This is a genomic window from Halothiobacillus neapolitanus c2 (assembly GCF_000024765.1).
In the GTDB taxonomy this organism is placed as follows: domain Bacteria; phylum Pseudomonadota; class Gammaproteobacteria; order Halothiobacillales; family Halothiobacillaceae; genus Halothiobacillus; species Halothiobacillus neapolitanus.
This window is the reverse complement of sequence record NC_013422.1, coordinates 77712-99859: the sequence shown is the minus strand read 5'-3', so window position 1 is coordinate 99859 and position 22148 is coordinate 77712. Positions and strand designations below refer to the sequence as shown.

The 22148-nt window shown below is 52.8% G+C and carries 30 protein-coding genes and 1 pseudogene; 23 read left to right on the top strand and 8 right to left on the bottom strand.

The features are described from left to right. Positions 1 to 21 precede the first annotated feature (21 nt). Both HNEAP_RS00495 and HNEAP_RS00490 read right to left on the bottom strand, forming a co-directional pair. Complete coding sequence (locus tag HNEAP_RS00495) at positions 22 to 276, bottom strand: FeoA family protein (protein ID WP_012823006.1); 255 nt, start codon at positions 274 to 276, stop codon at positions 22 to 24. Beyond that, a complete protein-coding gene (locus HNEAP_RS00490; protein WP_012823005.1) occupies positions 273 to 587 on the bottom strand; it encodes a FeoA family protein in 315 nt (104 codons plus the stop codon). The genes HNEAP_RS00495 and HNEAP_RS00490 overlap by 4 nt, the downstream gene beginning before the upstream one ends. Before the next feature lie 451 nt (positions 588 to 1038). Between HNEAP_RS00490 and HNEAP_RS00485 the strand changes: the two genes are divergently transcribed. Beyond that, a complete protein-coding gene (locus HNEAP_RS00485) occupies positions 1039 to 4299 on the top strand; it encodes a DEAD/DEAH box helicase (protein WP_012823004.1) in 3261 nt (1086 codons plus the stop codon). A 390-nt stretch (positions 4300 to 4689) separates the two neighbouring features. On the opposite strand, the gene HNEAP_RS00480 is transcribed toward HNEAP_RS00485, so the two are convergent. From HNEAP_RS00480 to HNEAP_RS13080, 3 genes and pseudogenes are all read right to left on the bottom strand, one after another. Further along, positions 4690 to 5292 (bottom strand): SAM-dependent methyltransferase, encoded by a 603-nt coding sequence (locus tag HNEAP_RS00480; RefSeq protein WP_012823003.1) that lies wholly within the window; start codon positions 5290 to 5292, stop codon positions 4690 to 4692. A 159-nt stretch (positions 5293 to 5451) separates the two neighbouring features. Then, positions 5452 to 5571: pseudogene (locus HNEAP_RS13085) on the bottom strand (tyrosine-type recombinase/integrase); the annotation flags it as partial. 353 nt (positions 5572 to 5924) lie between these two features. Next, the gene (locus HNEAP_RS13080; protein WP_041600489.1) at positions 5925 to 6185 is read right to left on the bottom strand and encodes a phage integrase N-terminal SAM-like domain-containing protein; all 261 of its coding nucleotides are present in this window, start codon (positions 6183 to 6185) and stop codon (positions 5925 to 5927) included. 145 nt (positions 6186 to 6330) lie between these two features. Here HNEAP_RS13080 and HNEAP_RS00465 point away from each other — a divergent pair, with 145 nt between their 5' ends. The 15 genes from HNEAP_RS00465 (at position 6331) to HNEAP_RS12615 (ending at position 15796) form a co-directional block, all read left to right on the top strand. Beyond that, positions 6331 to 7497, top strand: a complete 1167-nt coding sequence (locus HNEAP_RS00465; protein ID WP_012823002.1) for a hypothetical protein — start codon at positions 6331 to 6333, stop codon at positions 7495 to 7497. Between the two features lie 96 nt (positions 7498 to 7593). Beyond that, on the top strand, positions 7594 to 7947 hold the full coding sequence (locus tag HNEAP_RS00460) for a hypothetical protein (RefSeq protein ID WP_012823001.1): 354 nt from the start codon (positions 7594 to 7596) through the stop codon (positions 7945 to 7947). A gap of 16 nt (positions 7948 to 7963) precedes the next feature. Beyond that, positions 7964 to 8320 (top strand): hypothetical protein, encoded by a 357-nt coding sequence (locus HNEAP_RS00455; RefSeq protein WP_012823000.1) that lies wholly within the window; start codon positions 7964 to 7966, stop codon positions 8318 to 8320. Positions 8321 to 8364: 44 nt separating this feature from the next. After that, positions 8365 to 8775 (top strand): organomercurial transporter MerC, encoded by a 411-nt coding sequence (gene merC / locus HNEAP_RS00450; RefSeq protein ID WP_012822999.1) that lies wholly within the window; start codon positions 8365 to 8367, stop codon positions 8773 to 8775. Positions 8776 to 8777: 2 nt separating this feature from the next. Then, on the top strand, positions 8778 to 8993 hold the full coding sequence (locus tag HNEAP_RS12900; protein ID WP_012822998.1) for a GDCCVxC domain-containing (seleno)protein: 216 nt from the start codon (positions 8778 to 8780) through the stop codon (positions 8991 to 8993). Positions 8994 to 9398: 405 nt separating this feature from the next. Continuing rightward, positions 9399 to 9722 (top strand): hypothetical protein, encoded by a 324-nt coding sequence (locus tag HNEAP_RS00445; protein WP_012822997.1) that lies wholly within the window; start codon positions 9399 to 9401, stop codon positions 9720 to 9722. A 355-nt stretch (positions 9723 to 10077) separates the two neighbouring features. Further along, complete coding sequence (locus HNEAP_RS00440; protein WP_041600307.1) at positions 10078 to 10557, top strand: GNAT family N-acetyltransferase; 480 nt, start codon at positions 10078 to 10080, stop codon at positions 10555 to 10557. Between the two features lie 106 nt (positions 10558 to 10663). Further along, on the top strand, positions 10664 to 11275 hold the full coding sequence (locus HNEAP_RS00435) for a cation efflux transmembrane domain-containing protein (protein ID WP_012822995.1): 612 nt from the start codon (positions 10664 to 10666) through the stop codon (positions 11273 to 11275). Between the two features lie 229 nt (positions 11276 to 11504). Continuing rightward, positions 11505 to 12020, top strand: a complete 516-nt coding sequence (locus tag HNEAP_RS00430) for a VOC family protein (RefSeq protein ID WP_220083619.1) — start codon at positions 11505 to 11507, stop codon at positions 12018 to 12020. After that, positions 12017 to 12307 carry a DUF1330 domain-containing protein gene (locus HNEAP_RS00425; protein WP_012822993.1) on the top strand — a complete coding sequence of 97 codons (291 nt, stop codon included), beginning with the start codon at positions 12017 to 12019 and terminating at the stop codon, positions 12305 to 12307. Before HNEAP_RS00430 ends, HNEAP_RS00425 begins: the two co-directional genes overlap by 4 nt. A gap of 918 nt (positions 12308 to 13225) precedes the next feature. After that, entirely contained in the window at positions 13226 to 13810 is a 585-nt protein-coding gene (locus HNEAP_RS00420) for an AAA family ATPase (protein WP_012822991.1), read from the top strand. A 29-nt stretch (positions 13811 to 13839) separates the two neighbouring features. Next, positions 13840 to 14385 carry a YniB family protein gene (locus HNEAP_RS00415; RefSeq protein WP_012822990.1) on the top strand — a complete coding sequence of 182 codons (546 nt, stop codon included), beginning with the start codon at positions 13840 to 13842 and terminating at the stop codon, positions 14383 to 14385. 356 nt (positions 14386 to 14741) lie between these two features. Further along, on the top strand, positions 14742 to 15050 hold the full coding sequence (locus HNEAP_RS00410; RefSeq protein WP_012822988.1) for a hypothetical protein: 309 nt from the start codon (positions 14742 to 14744) through the stop codon (positions 15048 to 15050). A 73-nt stretch (positions 15051 to 15123) separates the two neighbouring features. Beyond that, on the top strand, positions 15124 to 15456 hold the full coding sequence (locus HNEAP_RS00405; protein ID WP_012822987.1) for a hypothetical protein: 333 nt from the start codon (positions 15124 to 15126) through the stop codon (positions 15454 to 15456). Between the two features lie 148 nt (positions 15457 to 15604). Continuing rightward, positions 15605 to 15796 (top strand): hypothetical protein, encoded by a 192-nt coding sequence (locus tag HNEAP_RS12615; protein WP_155802509.1) that lies wholly within the window; start codon positions 15605 to 15607, stop codon positions 15794 to 15796. A gap of 97 nt (positions 15797 to 15893) precedes the next feature. Here the strand turns inward: HNEAP_RS12615 and HNEAP_RS00400 are convergent, their stop codons facing one another. Next, positions 15894 to 16073, bottom strand: coding sequence for a hypothetical protein (locus HNEAP_RS00400; protein WP_012822986.1), 180 nt, complete (start codon positions 16071 to 16073; stop codon positions 15894 to 15896). Between the two features lie 617 nt (positions 16074 to 16690). Between HNEAP_RS00400 and HNEAP_RS00390 the strand changes: the two genes are divergently transcribed. The 6 genes from HNEAP_RS00390 (at position 16691) to murI (ending at position 20274) form a co-directional block, all read left to right on the top strand. Further along, on the top strand, positions 16691 to 16942 hold the full coding sequence (locus tag HNEAP_RS00390) for a hypothetical protein (RefSeq protein WP_012822983.1): 252 nt from the start codon (positions 16691 to 16693) through the stop codon (positions 16940 to 16942). Between the two features lie 58 nt (positions 16943 to 17000). Then, on the top strand, positions 17001 to 17459 hold the full coding sequence (locus tag HNEAP_RS00385; RefSeq protein WP_012822982.1) for a hypothetical protein: 459 nt from the start codon (positions 17001 to 17003) through the stop codon (positions 17457 to 17459). Positions 17460 to 18127: 668 nt separating this feature from the next. After that, positions 18128 to 18397: a type II toxin-antitoxin system BrnA family antitoxin gene (gene brnA / locus HNEAP_RS00375; RefSeq protein ID WP_012822979.1), complete on the top strand. Its 270-nt coding sequence runs from the start codon at positions 18128 to 18130 to the stop codon at positions 18395 to 18397. Positions 18398 to 18759: 362 nt separating this feature from the next. Then, entirely contained in the window at positions 18760 to 19002 is a 243-nt protein-coding gene (locus tag HNEAP_RS00365; RefSeq protein ID WP_012822978.1) for a type II toxin-antitoxin system Phd/YefM family antitoxin, read from the top strand. Further along, on the top strand, positions 18999 to 19262 hold the full coding sequence (locus HNEAP_RS00360) for a Txe/YoeB family addiction module toxin (protein WP_012822977.1): 264 nt from the start codon (positions 18999 to 19001) through the stop codon (positions 19260 to 19262). The genes HNEAP_RS00365 and HNEAP_RS00360 overlap by 4 nt, the downstream gene beginning before the upstream one ends. Positions 19263 to 19413: 151 nt before the next feature. Then, positions 19414 to 20274, top strand: coding sequence for a glutamate racemase (gene murI / locus HNEAP_RS00355; protein WP_012822976.1), 861 nt, complete (start codon positions 19414 to 19416; stop codon positions 20272 to 20274). 101 nt (positions 20275 to 20375) lie between these two features. Here the strand turns inward: murI and HNEAP_RS00350 are convergent, their stop codons facing one another. Both HNEAP_RS00350 and HNEAP_RS00345 read right to left on the bottom strand, forming a co-directional pair. After that, on the bottom strand, positions 20376 to 20666 hold the full coding sequence (locus tag HNEAP_RS00350; RefSeq protein WP_012822975.1) for a PilZ domain-containing protein: 291 nt from the start codon (positions 20664 to 20666) through the stop codon (positions 20376 to 20378). 150 nt (positions 20667 to 20816) lie between these two features. Further along, positions 20817 to 21803 carry a 2-hydroxyacid dehydrogenase gene (locus tag HNEAP_RS00345; protein WP_012822974.1) on the bottom strand — a complete coding sequence of 329 codons (987 nt, stop codon included), beginning with the start codon at positions 21801 to 21803 and terminating at the stop codon, positions 20817 to 20819. A gap of 129 nt (positions 21804 to 21932) precedes the next feature. Between HNEAP_RS00345 and HNEAP_RS12610 the strand changes: the two genes are divergently transcribed. Next, positions 21933 to 22139 (top strand): hypothetical protein, encoded by a 207-nt coding sequence (locus tag HNEAP_RS12610; protein WP_012822973.1) that lies wholly within the window; start codon positions 21933 to 21935, stop codon positions 22137 to 22139. The last annotated feature ends 9 nt before the right edge of the window (positions 22140 to 22148 follow it).

The following is a 22148-nucleotide window of genomic DNA, read 5'->3' as shown; positions in this document are numbered from 1 at the left end:
TATAAAGCAAGAACGCGAACTTCAGGACGCGTCAGCACGCTCGATTCGCAGCAAACAGGCCTCATCCTTGCGCAACGTCAGTGCAAAATTGCGCACCTGAAGCTGAATGGGATCGCCCAGCGGCGCCAGTCGTGTCACAGTAAATCGGGTTCCCGGAGTCAAACCCATTGCCATCAGACGGCGGCGGTAATCTGCATTTCCTGGCGCGAACCCTTTAACCACACCCACATCGCCGGGCTTGAGATCCAGCAGCGTGATTTGGACATTCGTCGTCATGACTGCGCCGTGACCAGAATCTTGTGCACCATGCCCGTACCCAAAGCGACACGCGAACTGCCGATCCGCACAATCAACGCGCCGCCTTCACGTTGCAGGATTTCCAATTCGCTGCCAGCATGAATACCCATGCCCTCCAGTCGCTTTGCCAGCGCAGGATGCTCGCCCGTCAAGCCCACCACGCGCACACGCGAACCGCGCGCCGCCAAACCAATACCAAAACTGGCTGAACGCGCAGGGTTATGCTGTGAAGATGTATGGGGCATCGCGGGGATTTCGCTCCGGGAAAGCAACTGAGAGAGAGCCAGCATGGTTAATCACCTCATTATACCGAGTGAACAAACACCTCGATCAACCTAATTAAGCAAATCTTAATCATTCATTGAACTGTAGCATGCAAACCCAAATGAGAACAATAGTCATTTACGATATTTACTGTAAGCCATTCCATGCCCGCGCCCTGTTCTATGGATTCTGACTTCGTGAATGAGTTCCTGCGGGAGCCCCTGCACGATGGCAAAACCTCTTGAATCCGCCTCAATCTCCCATCCACAAAGGGGGAAGCGCACGCGTTCAAAAGTAAGGGGCTGCTGCACCCGCCTTTGAAAAAGGGGGGGGGTTGACGCGTCGTACCCAATACACATAACCCGAACTGCTCTATTCCGCAGGCTCACACCGCCACGCACCCTTGCGTTGGGTTTTCAAGGCATTCTGCATTACGCTACGCCAACCCAATAGCCGCATGATTCAAAAGACCCAAACATGACCCGCCCGATCCATCTTCCCTTCACCCTTGCCGACATCACCGACTATTTTGGCGCGCATGAAATAAAGAAAGCCGAGCCGTACGCACGTCATGCCGTTCAGCTAATGCACGTGGAAAATGGCTATATCAACGCAGAAGTGCAGGGCACAGTTAGAACCCCCTATGATGTTCATATCAATTTTTATCATGATACGGACGGCAAAGTGTTCTTCGATGCGGAATGCAGTTGTCCAGTCGGCTACCAATGTAAACACGCCGCTGCCACGCTCATCGCCGCGTTGAATAATCATCAACACACTATTCCGGGCGTATCTGCTCAAACGCTGGCATGGCTGGATCAATGGCGGCAAAGCACGACCAATGCGGCCAAAGCCATGAAGGAAATGCTGGTTTACCTGCTTAAACCGCCCTCTGGCAGAGAACTGCTTGCAAAGGTATATCTGAACAAAGTGCGCGTGGGCAAGGAGGGGCCGATTCTGGAATCCGCAAAAACCTGGTACAACATTGATGGCGCGCTACGCAAACCGCCTCGTTTCGTTCAGCAAGTCGACCGTTCTATTCTCCACCTCATCAACGACCAACCCTTCGGTTTTGGCTATAACGGCTTCTCGCTTGAAAATGACTTAGGCGAGATGGCGCTCGATTTGATGTGTGACACCGGTCGGCTTTACATTGAGAGAAACCACACGCCACTAAAACGCGGAGCAGATCGTGCAGCGCGCCTGCAATGGCGCCGGGAGGGGGATACCTTGCACCCTGAATTGGTGGCCGAACCTGAGGCAAAACTATTCGCGCTATCGGCATTCTGGTATCTGGATGCGCACACCGGTGAGGTGGGGCGCTTGAGCACAGCCGAAGATCCGAGCAAAATCAAGCACTTGCTCAGCATACCGCCGGTCACCGAACAAGCGTTGCCCTTGGTCGCAACCGTGTTAGCCGAATCGGCGCCGGATCTGGCTCCGCCCATCCAAAGCGAAGCCACTGCCACGGCCATCGACATCGCCCCCACGCCTGTTCTTAGCCTGCACACGCTGGCGGCGCGGCGCATCAATCCCTACCGCAGCTATGACCGTAAAATCGACGGATTCGATGTGGCCGAATTTGCGTTCGACTACGACGGGGTGAGGGTCGGCCTTGATGATTGCAGCGGTTTGAGTCAGGACGCCCGGGGGCATTGGGTTTTCATCAAACGTCAAGCCGACGACGAAGCACGTTGGGCACGCCAGCTACGCAAGCACGGCCTTACCCGCATCCCCGCCAATGTTCTTGATGACGCGCGCGCGTTGTATGGCCTAGAAAACGAGGCGGCATGGGTCGAATTTATGACCGAAGCGCTGCCCAAACTGCGCGCTGCGGGCTGGCTGGTGGAAATCCCCGACGATTTTCGCCATGTCTGGCATGAGCCACAAGGATGGGATGCCACCGTCAATGAAGAGGGGGCCGGTTGGTTTGACCTTGATCTGGGTGTGCTGATCGACGGCCAGCGGCTTTCACTCACGCCCATGCTCAGTGAATTGTTCGCGCGCGAACCGCGCTGGCTGGATAGCAGCTATATCGACGAACAGCCCGACGATGCCAGCGTGATTCTGCACAGTCACGAAAACCTGCGTATTCGCGTTGAAGCAGGGCGAATCAAAACGATCGTACGCCAGCTTATCGACTTGTTCGACCGACCGCAGGGCGATAGCTTGCGCCTGCACACGCTCGATGCTACCCGGCTGGAAACACTGCCCGAAGACATGCGACCGAATGAGTCGATACACGCACTGGAAGTGGCCCGGCGCATCCGAAGCGCAGGCGCAGCCGTCGCCGTCGAAGCACCCGAAGGGCTCGGCATCGAACTGCGCGGCTACCAGCGCGAAGGGCTCGGCTGGCTGAGCCACCTGCGCACGCTGGGCGTAGGTGGCATTCTTGCTGACGACATGGGGCTGGGTAAAACCGCGCAAACACTCGCCTTCCTGCTGCGCGAAAAACAACAGGGCCGTTTGGGGCATCCGGCGCTCATCGTGCTGCCCACCTCACTTATATTCAACTGGCGGCACGAAGCAAAACACATCACACCGGCACTGCGCGTGCTCACTCTGCATGGCGCCAATCGCAGCGCACTGTTTGATCAAATCAGCAAACACGACATCGTGCTGAGCACTTATCCGTTGGTATGGCGAGACATTGAAGCCCTGGAGCAACACACCTGGAGCCAGCTTATTCTCGATGAGGCGCAAACAGTCAAAAACGCGTCCAGCCAGGCGGCCCAAGCTATTCGACGCATCAAAAGCGAACACCGCCTCAGCTTGACCGGCACACCGATGGAAAACCATCTGGGCGAATTATGGGCACAGTTTGATTTTTTGCTGCCCGGTTTTCTCGGCGATAAAACCGCGTTCACTCGCGCGTTTCGCACGCCCATTGAAAAGCATGGCGACACCATCCGCCGAGATCTGCTCGCCCGCCGTCTGCGCCCCTTCTTGTTGCGGCGGCGAAAAGAAGACGTCGCGGCAGAACTCCCGCCCAAAACCAGCATTATTCGCAGCGTGTCGCTCGAAGGCGCACAGCGCGACCTGTACGAAACCGTCCGCTCGGCCATGGATGAAAAAGTGCGCCAATCCATCGATAGCATGGGGTTAGCGCGCAGCCACATCGTCATCCTCGATGCCCTGCTCAAGCTGCGCCAGGTTTGTTGTGACCCACGCCTGCTGCCCAGCAGCAAAACAGGCCAAAGCGCAAAACGCCCAACGCAAAGCGCCAAACTTGACTTACTGCTCACCATGCTGCCGGAACTGGTCGATGAAGGCCGCCGCATCCTCGTATTTTCGCAATTCACATCCATGCTGGCACTTATCAGCGAAGCGCTCACCAAGGCCAAACTCGCTCACAGCATGCTCACCGGCGAAACCCGTGATCGAGAAACCGTCGTGCGCCAATTTCAGAACGGCGACACCCCTGTCTTTCTTATCAGCCTCAAGGCCGGTGGCGTAGGCCTCAACCTCACCGCCGCCGACACCGTCATCCACTACGACCCGTGGTGGAACCCCGCCGCGGAAGATCAAGCCACCGACCGCGCGCACCGCATCGGCCAAACCCGGCAAGTGTTCGTCTACAAGCTGGTGACTGAAGGCAGCATTGAAGAGAAAATCCTCGCCCTCCAGGATAAAAAGGCCAAACTCGCCGAAGGCGTACTGAGCGGCGACGGCTCAGCATTTACCAAGTTCAGCGAAGTCGACATACAAGCATTAATGGCGCCGCTACCCAGAGACTAAGGGGAAGGCGTAATTCCAAAACCCTGCGCCTGCAACCTCTGACAAAGCCACCTCTCATCCCTTCCTCAAAGGCACGACCTCACCCCCTTTTGCAAAGGGGGCAGGGGGGATTTGCCGCACTGTATCCAAACCACCAAATCCTTCTCAACCCACCTTTTACAAAAGGATAGGCGCAACATCCCAATTGTTCCCGTTTTTCAAAAAAGTGCGGCCGGGTAGAATTTGACGAGTCGAGTGCGCAGAAGCACTCTGTTGGGCACCTCGAAATACTCGTGATTCGTCGTTCCCGAGAAAGCGGAAACCCAGAAAAATCAAGGCGCTGGATTCCCGCCTACGCGGGAATGACGGGTTTTTCGAACTTTCCTATTCATAGGCCCAACGAAAACCCTTTCACTGCCTGCGCCCGACCCCGTGGCTCACATAACCCAGGCCCGAATGCCCCGGCCCTTCCTCAAGCCGCGTCGTCCCCTCGGCCAGCAGCCACCAATCAATGGCATTAAAGTCGTCGGCCAAATCACCCATCGTCGTCAGCATATCAACAGCTTTCGGCCCGCCGCTTGTGTAACCATTCAACTGATTCGGGTGAAACTGCTCAATAATCAACCAGCCGCCGTGCACCAGCGCCGCTTGGATCCGCGCATGGGCCACCTTGCGTTCATCGGGCGAGAAATGCAGAAAAACAGAAACCACCGCATCAAACGCGCCGACAGGCCAATCCCAGGTCAGCAAATCAGCGCAAACGATTTCAAGCGAAACCTTCCTCTGCGCGGCTAAGGCGCGGGATTTATCGCATCCCACGTGGGAGCCATCCACTGTTGTCACAGTAAACCCTTGCTCCGCCAACCACACGCCATTGCGCCCCTCGCCATCGCCCACCACCAGCACCCGCGCACCGGTTGGCAAACGAAAAATCTGCGAATGCAAAAAATCATTCGGTTGCTCGCCGTAAAAGTAATCATCACGCGCGTATTTTTGGTTCCAAAACTCAGACATCGGCTCACCTCAAACAAAATAGGGAATCTCGAAAAACCTGTCATTCCCGCGTAGGCGGGAATCCAGCGCCTTCATTTATCTGGGTTCCCGCTTTCGCGGGAACGACGAATCACGGGTATTTCGAGGTGCCCAATAAGCCTTCAATAATAGAGCACTTGGTTAGAAATCCAGCGGGCTCACCACCTCGCACCCGCCCTTATTCAACACATGGGTGTAAATCATCGTCGTCGCCACATCCTTATGGCCGAGCAGTTCCTGAACCGTGCGGATGTCGTAACCCGATCTTTATTAACCTTACCCTCACGAATAATGATTTCCCGACGGGTAAACGCCACATCTTTCACCCGCAAGCGCAGCCCCGTGCCATACAACAAGCTCACAATCAGATTCATCGTGCACGAAGTACCATCGAGCAATTGCCGCACCTCAGTCGGTGTCAGCACAACCGGCAAGCGCTTGGATGGTTTCGCTGCAATCACCTCATCCAGCCACGGCAACTCAACAGCCAACACATTTGATAAAGGGGAAGCTCGAAAAACTCGTCATTCCTGCGTAGGCGGTAATCCAGCGCTCTTGATTTTTCTGGGTTCCCGCATTCGCGGGAACGACGAATCACGGTTATTTCGAGGTGCTCAAAGGAATAACAAAGTCGACTTGGCTTGATTCTGAGTAGACGCCGCCACCTGACGCTCCGTCGCCAGATACGACAAGAAAGCCCCCACCTCCTCAGCCCCCATATCCGCAGGATGACGCTTCCGGTGGAACAAAATAAACCGCCGCATCCAATCAACATAAGCCTCTTCCGTGCGAATGCTATAGTGACGCACACGAATCTCGGCACGAACCCGATCCAGTAATTTCGGCGGCTGTTGATTAAATTCTTGACGATTCATCCGCAAAATTTTAGGCTGCCTATATGGATAAAACAAGAGACAAACAGATTGGAAATAGACGGTTACATCAAATTGAAACTGATTGGTTGGTACAGCCCGCCAATTATCATGCTGTCTAAATTACGTTAGGCGTGTAGAAGAGACGATGAATCTACCTAATGACATAGATAGCTTGAGGGAGCGAGTTCAAAAAATCCTGGACCCAATTGTTTCAGCGGTAGATAAAGGTACTAAGGCTGAGAAGGATTTCTTATTTACTGCAAGCCGAACAGATGCTGGGAGAGGCTTACCTTCATATTACTTGGTTTATTTTCTGTTTGTGGATTTGCTCGGTTATAAGAACCTAGGCCAGTTTGAAAAAGTCGCATGGTCAGTACCAATTGATTATAACGGGACAGCCTATCTTTTAGAGCACAGAAAGATGGGGATGGGCTTATTTGCTGCTGATAAGGAAAAGCAGGAAGGTGAATGCCAGGAGATTGTAAAGAAGATAAAAAAAGCGGCTAAAGCAGCTCAGCCATATTTCGAGTGGATTGCTAATGAAGCAGCAAAACAATCAAAATTGAATGTTTTGAATCACAGCTTGAGACTGCACGATAGATACTCATTCCTTGAAAGTGAGCACAAGAAAAAGTTAGAAGAAGCAATCTCTAGAAAGGACGAAAGAATTAAGACGCAGCATTCTGAAAATTCTTGGAGTGTTCGTATGCCATATTATGAGCTGAAAAGGGAATCAGAATGGTTGGCTCTTTCAGCAATTGATGCTTTTTACAGTTTTACTGAGCATGTGTTTATTCATGCAGCAATTTTGAAAGGTCATTTATTAACGGGCGAGGATGTCGCAAATTTAGCGGACAAAGATTGGGCATCAAAATTCAAAGCATGTCTTGATGTTCAGGAAAACTCGGTAAAGCCGCACTACGACAAATTGGTTGCAATCAAAAGGCAAATAAGAAACTACATGGCTCATGGAGCCTTTGGCAAAAACGGTGAAGCCTTCCAAATTCACTCGGGTGCAGGAGCAGTACCATTGCTTATGCCTCATCAGAAAGGAAGCTCTCGTTTCTCAATGCAGAGCGGAACTGAGTTTCAGGAAGAGGAAGCAATAAGCGCTATTGAAGAATTTATGCGGTTTTATTGGGAGTCAAACGATTTTCCGGAGGTAATGTATATAAAGAGTACTCTGCCAAGTATTCTTACTTATGCATCAGACGCCACATACAAAAACGCTATGGCCTCAACAGAGGATATGGAAAGTTTTGTTGACTATCTAATAGGGGTACATGATCGTGCAGGTGATATGGATTGGTAAAAATCGCCTAACAAGGCAAATCCACTCGGACGGCAAAAAGCGCCGCTGCGCTCTGCTTTTTGCCTCCGGTGATTTGCGGCATTAGACGGCATAACCATGTCAGCAGCTGATCAAAAGACACTCAAAGACGCAGCGATGGCGGATATCCGCCTCGTCGAAGAGATCCTGCGTCGGTGGGATCCGATTGGCGTCGAACCTGGCATCGTGGCTCCAGCTGATGAGTACGACAGTTACGCTCCTCACATCGTTTCGATGGCGAAGAGCGGTTGTACTGTCAAGGCGTTGGCAGCTCATCTAGAGCATCTTGGTTCTGACACTATGGGTTTAGGTTCAAGCAACGAGCTGAGCCGCTCACATAGTCTCAAATTCGCTGCAGAGATCTTGGTAGCCTTACAGCCGTCTAACAACAGCCTCAAGAGTGACGCGGCAAAGCCGCGCACCTTAGGCTGAGCGTTAGGGCTTCTCGATGTTGAACCTCTTGTATGGCTTGTGGCTAGAGTCCCCACCAATCCGCGCGCCTGGTTTTATTGCTGCCCTGGTCGTCGCAGGCTTGGGTGGCTACTTGTGCTTCGCCAAGGTGAGAGTAAAAGCTTGGAATGTATTTTCCAAGTCGCTTGCTGTTGCGTTTTGCTGTTTTGTCATCTTGTTAATTTTCGCCATCATTGGCATCTTGGTTGTGAGCACCGGCATCTTAGGTATGGCGCGGAGCTGGGCATCCTTTGGTGACGCGTATGTTTGGGGTGTCTTTTCTTTGCCGCTCTTGGCGTTCTTCTTATCCTTGGGTAGTTTCGCCCTAACAAATCATTCAAGGGCGACGCGCTAAAGCGCGCCCCTTAATTCAAACGTTATGCGTAAAAGAGACAGCACATGAGACTCACAGCAATATCAGAAAAACTCGGCTCACTCGGAGCCATTGTCTCGGCAATGGGGTGTGCATCTTGCTTTCCAGTTCTTGGTTCCCTTGGTGCAACAATTGGTCTGGGGTTTCTAGCCAAATTTGAAGGTCTATTCATCAATACACTCTTGCCAATATTTGCAGTTATCGCATTGGTATCAGTGGCAATTTCCTGGTGGTCGCATAGACAACATATCAGAGGCATTCTTGGGGTTGCTGGGCCAGCAATGGTGCTTGCTACGCTTTATCTCTTCTGGACAGATAGTTGGAGCACCTATATGTTTTATTTTGCATTGGCACTTATGTTTGCCGTCGGCGTTTGGGATATAGTGTCGCCGCCCAACAAGAAGTGCGCCATTCCCATTAGTAGCAGCGAGGGTTAGTTATGGAAATCATTTTAGCATCAACCCTTACTTGTCCAGAGTGCGGTCATAAAGAAACGGAAACAATGCCCACAGATTCTTGCCAATGGTTTTATGAGTGCAAGGGTTGTGGTGTATTGCTCAAGCCAAAGAAAGGTGATTGTTGTGTTTTCTGTTCTTACGGTTCTGTTCCGTGCCCACCCATTCAGCAAGGCACAGGCTCTTGTTGTTCGTCGTAACAAAAACGCATAACAAGGCGCTGCACTCGGACAGCCAAAAGCCGCGCCGCTCGTTCCTCGCTATGCAGCTTTTGGCTGCCGGTGAGCTTGGTCGTTAGGCATTCCGGTGATTCAGGGTGTTTTCTGTCAGTGGTTCGGCAGCCAATTCTGGCTACGAACTCACCCTTCAAATTCCGGCTCGCGCATCGTCGGGGTTTGGTGCATTATTGCGAATAAAGGCGTGGCTTACAGGGAAGTTCCGTACATCATGCGTTCGCAGTCTTTCTTGTATTTCGCGCCTAACATCACGCTCAACCCGACCGCCCACCCGCTGCGCGGGCGGGTTCCCTCCGCGCGTCGCGCTCCGGCGGCGGGTTAGCTTTAACGTTAGAGCTTTTCAACCACGCTTCAGAAAGGGAGTAAAAAATGTCAGACAACGAAATCCAAGCCCAAGGCTCATCCATGTCTCTTCGCAAGAGTATTGGCATCTATGCCGCATTTCTTGCAGTGTTTATCATCTTGGTCAACTTATCCTTCTCAACCACATGGTTTCCCGGCGTCATCGCTTTCTTCGCCTACTTGGTTTTTGGTTTCCTGCTCAACCGCATAGTTCTACGCGGGCTCATCGAGTGGCACCCGATGTACAACACTATCGAAAACGTTTCCAGCGCCAAGCTTAGTTCCTTTCTTCTGTGGCCTATTTCTTATGCAGGTTTGTTCTTCCGGCTTGCGGTAAACAAAGTGCTCTAACATTGCGGTCAAGCGGGACTGGCTTACAGCGGGCTTCGCCCGCTTCCAGCCAGCCCCTTACCTTAAACGTTAGGCGCTTCGGTGATTCAGGGTGTTTTCTGTCAGTGGTTTGGCAGCCAATTCTGGCTACAAACTCACCATTCAAATTCCGGCTCGCGCCTCATCGGGGTTTGGTGCATAGTTGCAAATAAAGGCGTGGCTTACAGGGAGGTTCCGTACATCATGCGTTCGCAGTCTTTCTTTTATTCCGCGCCTAACATCACGCTCAACCAGACCGCCCACCCGCTGCGCGGGCGGGTTCCCTCCGCGCCGTGCGCTCCGGCGGCGGGTTAGCTTTAACGTTGGGCCCCATGATATGAGCTCGAACTTCACGATCGAAAGGGCGATTGCCGACGACGCGCAAGAGGTCGCTGTAATGGTTGGCGAGTTGCTGGCTGAAATCATGAATGCCATTGGTGTTCAGGCGTTTAACTTCGACCTTGCCGAAACGACATCTAGACTCCAGGACTTCCTCAACCGTGAGAAGTATTTTGTATTTGTCGCTCGTGGCGTGAGTGGGAATCCGGCAGGGTTTATTGCCCTTTATGAAAGCTATGCTCTCTACGCTGAAGGCACTTTCGGCACCATACCAGAGCTTTACGTTCGCCCAGATTACCGCACAAATGGGCTGGGTCTCCGTCTCGTGTCCCAAGCAAAGTCTTTCGGCGCGGCACGTGGCTGGAAACGGTTGGAGGTAACAACGCCGCCGCTGCCGCAGTTCGACAGAACCTTGGCGTTTTATGAGCGTGAGGGTTTCGCCATAAGTGGTGGCCGCAAACTGAAGGTCTCCCTGTGATGAATGGCCCAACCCGTCATTCCACCGGACCTGCGCAAAAAGCCGCGCAGTCCGGTGCATTCAAACGTTAGGTAACAAGTCCCACCCTCAAAGAGGAATCAAACCAATGTCAGATTGCGGCTGCGGCGCAGAGCAAGCAGAGAAGCTAGAAAGAACTACTCTGGCCTATCTTCTTTCTATCAATGGGGTAATGTTCGTGGTTGAGGCTGCGTTAGGCTTCTACGCCCAATCAACCGGCCTTATCGCAGATTCATTGGACATGCTAGCGGATGCTACCGTTTACGGAATATCACTTTACGTCGTAGGTAAAGGCATTTCTCAGCAAGCAAAAGCAGCAAGTGTAAGCGGTGTACTCCAAATCATTCTCGGTCTTGGAGTCCTTTTTGAGGTTGTGCGTCGCTCACTCTATGGAAGCGAACCTCAAAGCATGCTCATCATGGCTGTCGGGCTTCTAGCGCTAATAGCTAACGTAGCCTGCCTAATGCTCATATCCAAGCACCGAGACGGCGGGGTTCACATGCGAGCATCCTGGATATTCTCCACAAATGACGTAATTGCTAACGTTGGCGTCATCTGTTCTGGCGCTCTCGTTTGGCTCCTCGGTAGTAGATACCCAGATTTAGTTATCGGGGCAATAATATCCGCCGTAGTAGTCAGAGGCGGCATAAAAATTCTTAAAGATGCCAAAGCAACCAAATCCCAAGAAATTGTTACCTAACAATGCCTTGCAGCCGACCCACTTTCCGCTACTTCCCTTCGGTCATTCGCTCCAAGTGGGCGGCTGAAGGCAGGCGTTAGGCACTTCGGTGATTCAGGATGTTTTCTGTCAGTGGTTTGGCAGCCAATTCTGGCGACAAACTCACCCTTCAAATTCCGGCTCGCACATCGTCGGGGTTTGGTTCATAGTTGCAAACAAAGGCGTGGCTTACAGGGAGGTTCCGTACATCATGCGTTCGCAGTCTTTCTTGGATTTCGCGCCTAACATCACGCTCAACCCGACCGCCCAACCCGCTGCGCGGGCGGGTTCCCTCCGCGCCGTGCGCTCCGGCGGCGGGTTAGCTTTACCGTTATGCATCGAAGGAGAAAATATGATTATTGATCATATTGGGATGGCTATATCAGATTATGATAAGAGTAAGAAATTTTATTCTAAGGCATTGGCGCCATTAGGTATTGGCCTCGTAGCAGAAGTACAAGGCTGGGCGGGTTTTGGTAAGGATGGGAAGCCTGAATTTTGGTTTGGTGTCCACGAAAAAATACAAAACCCGATGCATATTGCGTTCTCTGCGGTCAGCAGAGAAGAAGTCAATAAATTCTATGAGGCAGCAATTTTGGCAGGCGCAAAAGACAACGGAAAACCAGGGGTGAGAGAAATCTACCACCCAAATTATTATGGTGCTTTTGTCATTGATCCAGATGGCCACAATATCGAGGCTGTTTGTCACGCAGAGGAAAATAAATGAATGCTTATCTAATCTTGGACATATCGATCAATGACTTTGAAAGCTTTAAAGGATATATAGAAAAAATACCAGCATTCATTCAAAAACATGATGGCAGATATGTCATACAAGGTGTCGAGCCTGAAGTGATGGAGGGCGATTGGAAACCTGAAAGAGTTGTTGTTATCGAATTTCCTACAAAGGAAGGAGCAAAGGGCTTTCTTAATGATCCAGATGCACAAGCGCTATTTGACATCCGTCATAAGTCAACAACTAGCAAACTTATACTTGCAGAAGGTTGTTTGTAAATAAATGCATAACAAGGCAAATGCACTCGGACAGTCAAAAGCATCGCTTCGCTCTGTTTTGCCTGCCGGTGATTTGCGGCGTTAGGCACTCCGGTGATTCAGGGCGCTTTCTGTCAACGACTCGGTAGCCAATTCGGGCGACAAACTCACCATTCAAATTCCGGCTCGCGCGTCGTCGGGGTTTGGTGCATAGTTGCAAACAAAGGCGTGGCTCACAGGGAGGTTCCGTACATCATGCGTTCGCAGTCTTTCTTGTATTTCGTGCCTAACATCACGCTCAACCCGACCGCCCACCCGCTGCGCGGGCGGGTTCCCTCCGCGCGCCGCGCTCCGGCGGCGGGTTAGCTTTAACGTTAGGCACTCCGGTGATTCAGAGTGTTTTCTGTCAGTGGTTTGGCAGCCAATTCGGGCGACAAACTCACCATTCGAATTCCGGCTCGCGCGTCGTCGGGGTTTGGTGCATAGTTGCAAATAAAGGCGTGGCTCACAGGGAGGTTCCGTACATCATGCGTTCGCAGTCTTTCTTGTATTTCGCGCCTAACATCACGCTCAACCCGACCGCCCACCCGCTGCGCGGGTGGGTTCCCTCCGCGCTGCGCGCTACGGCGGCGGGTTAGCTTTAACGTTAGGCACTCCGGTGATTCAGGGTGCTTTCTGTCAGTGGTTTGGCAGCCAATTCTGGCTACGAACTCACCCTTCAAATTCCGGTTCGCGCGTCGTCGGGGTTTGGTGCATTATTGCGAATAAAGACGTGGCTTACAGGGAGGTTCCGTACATCATGCGTTCGCAGTCTTTCTTGTATTTCGCGCCCAACATCACGCTCAACCCGACCGCCCACCCGCTGCGCGGGCGGGTTCCCTCCGCTCGCCGCGCTCCGGCGGCGGGTTAGCTTTAACGTTGGGCAATAGAACCTGCATCATGAGTAGCCAAGAATTTTACGTTATCACCGGTGCGTCTGGAGCTGGCAAATCAACCCTCATTGCTGCATTGGACGACCTTGGATATTCCACCATTCCAGAAGCAGCCCTTGCCTTCATGCGAGAACAGCTGGAGTGCAATGGCAGAATCCTCCCTGCAACGGATCGCACTGCATTCATGGAATCCGTTCTCGCTCGCAGCATCCAAGACTATGAAGCGGCTAAGTCTCTCGATGCACCTGTGTTCTTTGACCGCGGCATCCCCGAATGGCTACGGTTCCTTGAACCAAGCGAGCCGAATTGCCGAATTGCTGCAGAGTGCCGTTATGCCAGTACGGTATTCGTGGCAGAACCGTGGCCCGAGATTTATGTGTGCGATCACGAGCGTACACATAGCTACGACAGGGCGGCCAAATCCTATGTGCCGACAATTTCAGCGTATCTTCAATCAGGGTATGAAGCTTGTGTTCTACCAAAGGTTACGGTTCGGGAGCGTGTGGCATTCGTTCTCGCGCAAGTGGGCGCTGGTGCCCAACAAGCCGCTGCAGCCGACCGTCATCCCGCTACGCGGCCTGCCGGCGGCTGAGCTCAAGCGTTAGGGCTAGGAACCCCCATATGACATACGACGAAGCAAAAAAGAAGATTCTTATAAAGTGGCTAGTTGGTGCGCCTGTTGTTGTCGCCACCTCTTTGTCCAGTGCCGTTTCAGCACTGAAAATGTTTTACTTCGGGCTAGATAGTGGAGATCAACTAAGTAGCGCGATTGCACTGCCAATTAAGCGATTGGTCTACCTTATCTACGAAAACACGTTCTTTCTAGGGTTTTTCTGGAAACACTCTCCGACCCCAACACCGAAAGAACTTTTCGCAACCAGTAACATTGCGTTTTTTGTTATTTATCTCTGCATATTCTTTGGAATGGCCTTGGTCGGTTCCGCTCGCTCATTGTCGGCACGACTTGCGGAGATTGACAAAGAAATTGAAAACGAATTGATCCGAGAGTCAGTCAAAGGTAACGTTCCACGCAGACGGCAAGAAATCCAAGAGCAGGTTTCAGTGCCAAAACCTGGTCGGCTCTCTCAGTTTCACACACTCTATTTGGCTCCCATAGTGGCTGGGGTTGTTGTTTTAGTCATTGCAAAAATTTCTGGGCTGGGATAGCCCTAACAATTCGTTCCAGCGGACTCCTCAAAAGCTTCGCTTTTGCTCCGCCGCTGAACTCAAACGTTAGGCACTCCGTTGATTCAGGGCGCTTTCTGTCAACGACTCGGTAGCCAATTCGGGCGACAAACTCACCATTCAAATTCCGGCTCGCGCGTCGTCGGGGTTTGGTGCATAGTTGCAAACAAAGGCGTGGCTCACAGGGAGGTTCCGTACATCATGCGTTCGCAGTCTTTCTTGTATTTCGTGCCTAACATCACGCTCAACCCGACCGCCCACCCGCTGCGCGGGCGGGTTCCCTCCGCGCGCCGCGCTCCGGCGGCGGGTTAGCTTTAACGTTAGAGGGCAAGGATTTCATGGCCTGCGACAAATGCAAGGAACTCTGTATTCGCTATGCCATCCGACTGCCAGGCAATCTGCGCAAAGCAATCTCTATTGCTAGCCAAAACGTAACCGATGGCACACTAATCGATACTACTGATCCATCGGCGCACTCTGTGTCATTCGCACAACTGGCAGCAGGCCAGACATGGGACGACATCGTCGCTTACCATTTCAGGTGCAGCTGCTGTGGTGAGCAATTTTCTCTACATGCGGAGACCTATCACGGCAGCGGCGGCTTCTGGGAGCCCGTGCGTAAAGCGGCGATCCGTGAGAACCTCTAACCAATCGTTCAAGCCGACCGCCCACTGGCTACGCCAGCGGTCGGCGTCTTAACTCCATCGTTAGGCTGTCAAAATGAACATTGACGAGGTGGTTGATTTACTCCCAGATGAAAAGCTCAGAAGTGACCTGGCTAAATGGGTGAATGACTGGAAAGAAGACGATACGGATATTACACGCCTGGAAAAGATGTTATCAAAATGGCATAGCTACACTTGGTTTAAAGATGATGAAAGGACATTGCATTTTTTGAATCAATTAAATGAGTTTAGAAAAACGGCCATTAGTAATGTCGGCGGTTTAACAATGAATGAAAGGCTCTATTATTTTTGTCTTTTTGATAACTGGGACAATGGAAATGTGCAACAAAAAGACAAAATTAGGCATAAATTACTCGCGCAAGCCTAACACGGCGCTCAAAATGGACGCCAATTCCGCTGCGCTCCATTGGCGCCCTTTAGCTTGGCGTTAGAACCCTATGAATGCTTGGATTCTTCTTCTCCTAACCACCCTGAGCGGATATGTCACATATGACTCATTTCGATGGGGTAGCTCAATGAAAAAGGCACCATTTAGTGTCATTTCAAGCATGTGGAAAGGGGGGCTTAGCCACCTACCATTGAGTGAGCAAAACAAAATCAAAGACCGCTACACTTCTTCAATCTTTGGCGTGTTCCAATTTCAGTTATTTTTCCTGATCGTTACTATAGGTATGGCTGTTGAAACTGTTCGAGCTTTTCTGGCATGAGTTGCGGTTCTAACATCACGCTCAACCCGACCGCCCACCCGCTGCGCGGGCGGGTTCCCTCCGCGCTACGCGCTCCGGCGGCGGGTTAGCTTTAACGTTAGGCCGTACTAATGTCTTTAACGCGATCCCGCGCCGTCTCAACGTCCAGCACCGTGTCCGCAAGCTCCTTTGCGGTCGGCTCCATGTGGTTGTGCTTGCAAAGAATCCATGCGGCGCGCAGTGCGCTCGCTGCTTTGGTCAGGTGGCTTTCAAGCTCGGTCAGTTGTTCGCGTCGCATTCGTGTTTCCTCGTGTCCGGCCTAACAATTCGTCCAAGCCGACGCCGCTTCGCAGCGCGGCTTAACTCAGGCGTTCGGCACCTCATCGTCAGGCACTGAGCCCATGTTGTGGTCGCACGTCCTGCATGGCTCATCTTTGTCGGTTCCGTGCCGGTGGATGCAAACGCAGCACGGAAAGTCAAAGCCGTTGGTCAATTCCTCGGACTGAAATTTGTCGCGCTGCACCATGTGGTCAATCAGTCCCATTATCATCTCCAAGTGGTTACGATAGTGCCGAACAAGGCACTCAAGCGGGTCCGGCTGAAGCCGGCCCCTTAGCTTGATCGTTAGGCACTCCGGTGATTCAGGGTGCTTTCTGTCAGTGATTTGGCAGCCAATTCGGGCTACAAACTCACCCTTCAAATTCCGGCTCGCGCCTCGCCGGGGTTTGGTGCATAGTTGCAAACAAAGGCGTGGCTTACAGGGAGGTTCCGTACATCATGCGTTCGCAGCCTTTCTTGTATTTCGCGCCTAACATCACGCTCATCCCGACCGCCCACCCGCTGCGCGTGCGGGTTCCCTCCGCGCTGCGCGCTCCGGCGGCGGGTTAGCTTTAACGTTAGACCGGGCAGGGTCCTATGAAACAGAAAGAAATTGATCGTTGGGCGAAAGCTCGTACGAAGGGCATGCTTATGTACGTTCTTCTCACCGGCATCGTGTCCTACGGCATACCTATGTTTGCCGTGATGACGTTCCTTTTCCACCACTCAAAATTGTCAGTTGTGCAATCTGCCGCACTTTGGCTTGCAGCTGGCGCGTTTTATGGAATAGCGACTTGGTTAGTGCAAGAGCATCGCTATCGTAAGGCAACTGACGTGCCACAGGTCTAACATCTCGTTCAAGGCGGACGGCTACGCCGCCGCTTAACTCCAGCGTTAGGTCTCCCGTATGCGATCAACTGCAAAATTCCTGTTGGCTCTTTTAGTGGCTCTGGCTTTCGTGGTCAGTTTAATATCCTTCGGTTGGTGGCTAGTGTTTGCCTACAACATCGTAACGGGGCATACAGCTATTGAATTTGGGACGAAGTTTGCCCCGCAAATGCTCGAACAAGCCTCTCAACAGAAAATACTCTTCACACAAATGCGGGAGTATTTTGTCCTGATTGGCGGTGCAATTGGTTGGGGGGCTTTTTTTGCGCTTCCAAATTTTTCTAACAGGCCTTTCCGTGCACTGCCCAAACTATTGCTTATCTCTTGTGTCATTGGTATTACCGCGGCTCTCGTTATGCCCGCATCTGTAATCTTCAAAGTTACGCCTATCCTCACGGTGATCCTCATCTTTATGCGATGTTTGCTCATTGAGGATCACCCAAAACATGCAATGGATCAGAAAAATATTGAAACCTAACAACTCGCTCAACCCGACCACCCACCCGCTGCGCGGGCGGGTTCCCTCCGCGCCGTGCGCTCCGGCGGCGGGTTAGCTTTAACGTTGGAAGGCGATTGACAGAATGAGCAAAGCCGTTCCAGACGAACCGAAATTCCCAATCCAGCTTGTCTGGATCGAATCGGGGGATGTCGAGACCTACGAAGACGCTCGCGATTTGCTGTGCAACCTTGAGGAGTTCGATTCAAATGACCCAGTGGATCGGAATGCCGCTAGGCTCACTGATGCTCTTGGTCGCCACATTAGTTTAGTAGTCAGGATTTATGACGATCTCTGTGAGTGCAAGCTTGAGTAGCTTTGGCCGGGAGAGCATCGTTCGCCTGTCGCCTTCTAACCCGTCAGTCGAGAGGGACGCTTCGCGGCGAAGCCGCTCGCGCCCCTCACTTTTACGTTAGGCACTCGGGTGATTCAGGGTGCTTTCTGTCAGTGATTTGGCAGCCAATTCTGGCTACGAACTCACCCTTCAAATTCCGGCTCGCGCCTCGTCGGGGTTTGGTGCATAGTTGCCAACAAAGGCGTTGCTTACAGGGAGGTTCCGTACATCATGCGTTCGCAGCCTTTCTTGTATTTCGCGCCTAACATCACGCTCATCCCGACCGCCCACCCGCTACGCGGGCGGGTTGATCTCTATGAAAGCTAAAGACTTCGACAAAAAATTTGAGGAAGGGCAAGAAGATATTGTCGATGACCTCGATTTGTCGTCTGCTCGCCGGGTTAATCAGGGACAAAAGCGAATCAACGTCGATTTTCCGGCTTGGGTTGTCGAATCGCTGGATCGTGAGGCTGCACGCATGGGCGTTACCCGCCAATCGATCATCAAGGTGTGGCTGGTGGAGCGTCTACAGGCAGAGTCTGCCAACAAGCCGCTTCATGGTGACACCGCAGGCGGCGCACACTAGCAGAGCGTTCGGCGAAATCCTGATCACCAGAGCCGGACTCTTAATGTGTGACACGTGACATATTGCGCTCGTATGCAAGATCAGGACGTTCGCCGGCAAGCGCACTAACGCCTCGTATGAAAAAGGGTTTCCTGTGAAATTTCCGCCGAACATTCACACGAGGGCTTCAAGGAAGTTGGGGTGTGTCAATCGGGTCACTTGTCTTGTTGATTTTAAAGTACTGCCCAGAAATAAGCTGCATAAGCTCAGGGGTGATCGTTAAGTGGCGCATGCCATGGCCATTAATGATCCGGTACGTTTGAAAAATAGGCCTTGAGCGACCGTGCGTAATGGCGTACGCTTTTATCAAAGGAGCGTGCAACATGGCCATACTGAACGCAACAGAGGCGAGATCAAAGCTGTACAGTCTTATTGATGAAGCCAACGATTCTCATCAACCCATCGTTATAAAGGGCAAAAGAGGTAGCGCTGTTCTGATCTCGGAAGAGGATTGGAATGCGATAACTGAAACGCTCAATTTGCTTGCTATTCCGGGAATGCGCGAGTCGATTCAAGAGGGTTTGAACACGCCAGCGTCTGAATGTGCAAAGGATCTCGATTGGTGAGCTGGCAGCTTGTTTATACCAAGCACGCGCAAAAAGACGCGAAGAAGCTCGCTGCATCAGGCCTGAAGGAAAAGGCAATGGACTTGCTGAAGGTGCTTGAGGAGAATCCCTATCAAAACCCACCGCCATTCGAAAAACTTGTTGGTGATCTTGCCGGCGCATATTCCCGCCGAATTAATATCCAACACCGCATTGTGTACGAAGTTTTAGAGCAAGCGCATATCGTCAAAATCCTGCGGCTATGGACGCATTACGAATAAATAAACAGACTCAAATCGTTCAAACGGTTGCCGGGCTGGGCACAGTGCCGTTGCACTCGGCGTTAGGCATTTTGTTCTTAAAGTCAGTTACGATTCCTAAAGTCCGGCAGGCTCCTAGCCCTTTTATCTTTCACCACGGTATAAACCCACTGTGAAATTAACCGACACCAAGCCCACAGCGCCTATTGGTATTTTCGATTCGGGTGTGGGCGGCCTTTCTGTTTATCAGGCCGTTCGCCATGCGCTCCCTGCCGAAGACATTATCTACATTGCCGATTCAGGCTTTGCACCGTATGGGGATCGCTCATCCGACTTCATCACAGAGCGGGCAGTTGCCATGACGGATTTTCTTATCGCCGCGGGCGCGAAGGCGGTGGTTGTCGCCTGCAATACGGCGACAGTGATCGCCGTGACGCAATTGCGCAGGCAGTTCTCAATCCCGATCATCGCGCTGGAACCGGCGATCAAACCCGCGATTGAACACTCTCAATCGGGCACCATCGGCGTGCTCGCCACGCGCAAAACGATCGAGAGCCCGGCGGTAGAGCGTTTGTGCCGGACACACGGGGTCAACACACGTGTGCTTCTTCAACCATGCCCCGGGTTTGTGGAGCAGGTCGAGCGCGGCGAAATGGATCATCCGGACACAACCGACCTTATTCGGCGTTATGTCGAACCGCTGCTGGCAGCCGGCGCAGATACGCTGGTTTTGGGCTGCACGCACTATGTGTATCTGGCTCAGCAGATCAGAACCATCGTCGGGCCGGATGTGAGCATACTGGATTCGTCGGCCGCTGTAGCCAGACAGGTCGGGCGGCGCATCGGCTCATCCGAAGTAGCCGCATCCACGGGGCGATGCGGCCAGGATCAGTTTTTTACTACCGCCGCATCGACAGATCATGCGCGAGCGGTCATGTCTACACTTGTTGGGCGCCCTGTCGAAGTTCACTATGCCGGAACCACGCGCCCAGCCTCGACGCTGGAAGCTGAAACAGCTCAAACCAGGGATTGAACGCGCTGGCAATCGAATTCGGCGGCAAGGCGGACAGTGGCAACGACAAACATTCTGTGCTGAGTGAGTTCGTTCACTCGCTCTGCAAAAAATTGGCCAGATCAGTACATTTCGACAAAACGCACGCCGACGAGATGGCCTTCGCCATCCGGCTCGCAGCGCCTGACCTCCACCACCGCCCGCAGCGGCGGCACAACGGCCAGGGCCGGTGCGATCTCGACGTTCAGCACAGACCCTTCGGGCAAGGACTCTATGGTCAACATGGCAAGCCCGCTGGCAGAGAGATCCATCAATTCAGCCGACTGCCAAGTCGGATCGTGCTCGTTCTGATATCGCATTGGCGCGCGCTGGGGCATCCGCTGGAAATCGCGCAGGTCGGGCTTGAGCAGCATAGTGTGTCCTCTTGACGTGGCCTTGATCCTGATCCCGATACTAGCCCGCCGCAGAGGGCAGACTCAAGTAAAACGCACCGCTAATGAGACAGACTGGCTATCCGCGAACCACGCAGTGGCACCCATTACGCTACGAACAAAGGGCGGGCATCACAGTTGATTCGGACACGGCTCAGCCGCTTCAACCTGCTTAAGATTATTCAGCGTGATCTTCGCAATGGCGTCGATCGCCTCTCGGGTGAAAAACCCCTGATGGGCGGTAACCAGTACATTGGGGAAGGTCATCAGGCGTTCAAGCACATCATCCTGAATGATCTCCTCGGAGTGATCTTCGAAGAACAGGTTTTCTTCCTGTTCGTACACATCCAGGCCCAGCGCGCCGATGTGGCCGCTTTTGAGTGCCGCAATCACCGCGCTGGTATCGATCAGTGCTCCACGGCCCGTATTGATCAGCATGGCACCGCGCTTCATCTTGCCGATCGCCTTCGAATCTATGAGGTGGCGTGTTTCCTCACTGAGCGGGCAGTGCAGGCTGATGATGTCGCTTTGCGGCAGTAATTCATCCAGCGGGACATACCGCACACCCAGCGCCTTGCATTCATCGTTTGGGTACAGATCGTACGCGAGCACGGTGCAGCCGAATCCGATCATGATGCGGGCCAGTACGGTGCCGATGCGCCCGGTGCCTACGATGCCAACCGTCTTGCCGTTCATATCGAACCCGAGCAGGCCATTGAGCGCGAAATTGCCTTCGCGCACCCGGTTATAGGCTCGATGGGTATGGCGGTTGAGCGTTAGCATCATCGCCACTGCGTGCTCGGCCACCGCATAAGGCGAGTACGCTGGCACGCGCACCACATCAATACCCACTTCACGCGCGGCGGGCAGATCGACGTTGTTGAAACCGGCGCAACGCAGGGCAACGACCTTGACACCCCGCCCCGCCAGACAGCACAGCAGGTGCGCGTCGATTTGATCGTGCACGAACACACAGACGGCCTCGGCATTTTCTGCCAGGCTGCATGTTTGGAGATTCAACGCCGCTTCGAAGAAGTGCAGTTCATGCCTGAAAGCCGCATTGGCACGGGTCAGGCTTTCCTGATCGTAGGGCTTGCTACTGAATACAGCAACACGCATGGCGAACTACTCCTGCGAAGACCCAAGAAAAAATGACGAGGACGGGCAATCTAAAAGCATTAAGTACGAACACAACGACTTTATCGCAAAATCGGCGCAATATTTATGTCAACATCCGGGAGGCTCTCGATGTATCAACGAATCGTAGTTTTAGGCGCGCTCGGCCTGGTTACGCTGGTCAGTGGATGCTCGTCGGCGGCATGGTATTCGGCGGGACAATCCTACCAGAGGAACGAGTGCCTCAAAGTGCCGAATCAGGCCGAGCGGGAACGCTGTTTGGATAATGCGAACACCGACTACAACACGTATACGAAAGAAACAACGCCAGCGCCTTGAGCGACCGGC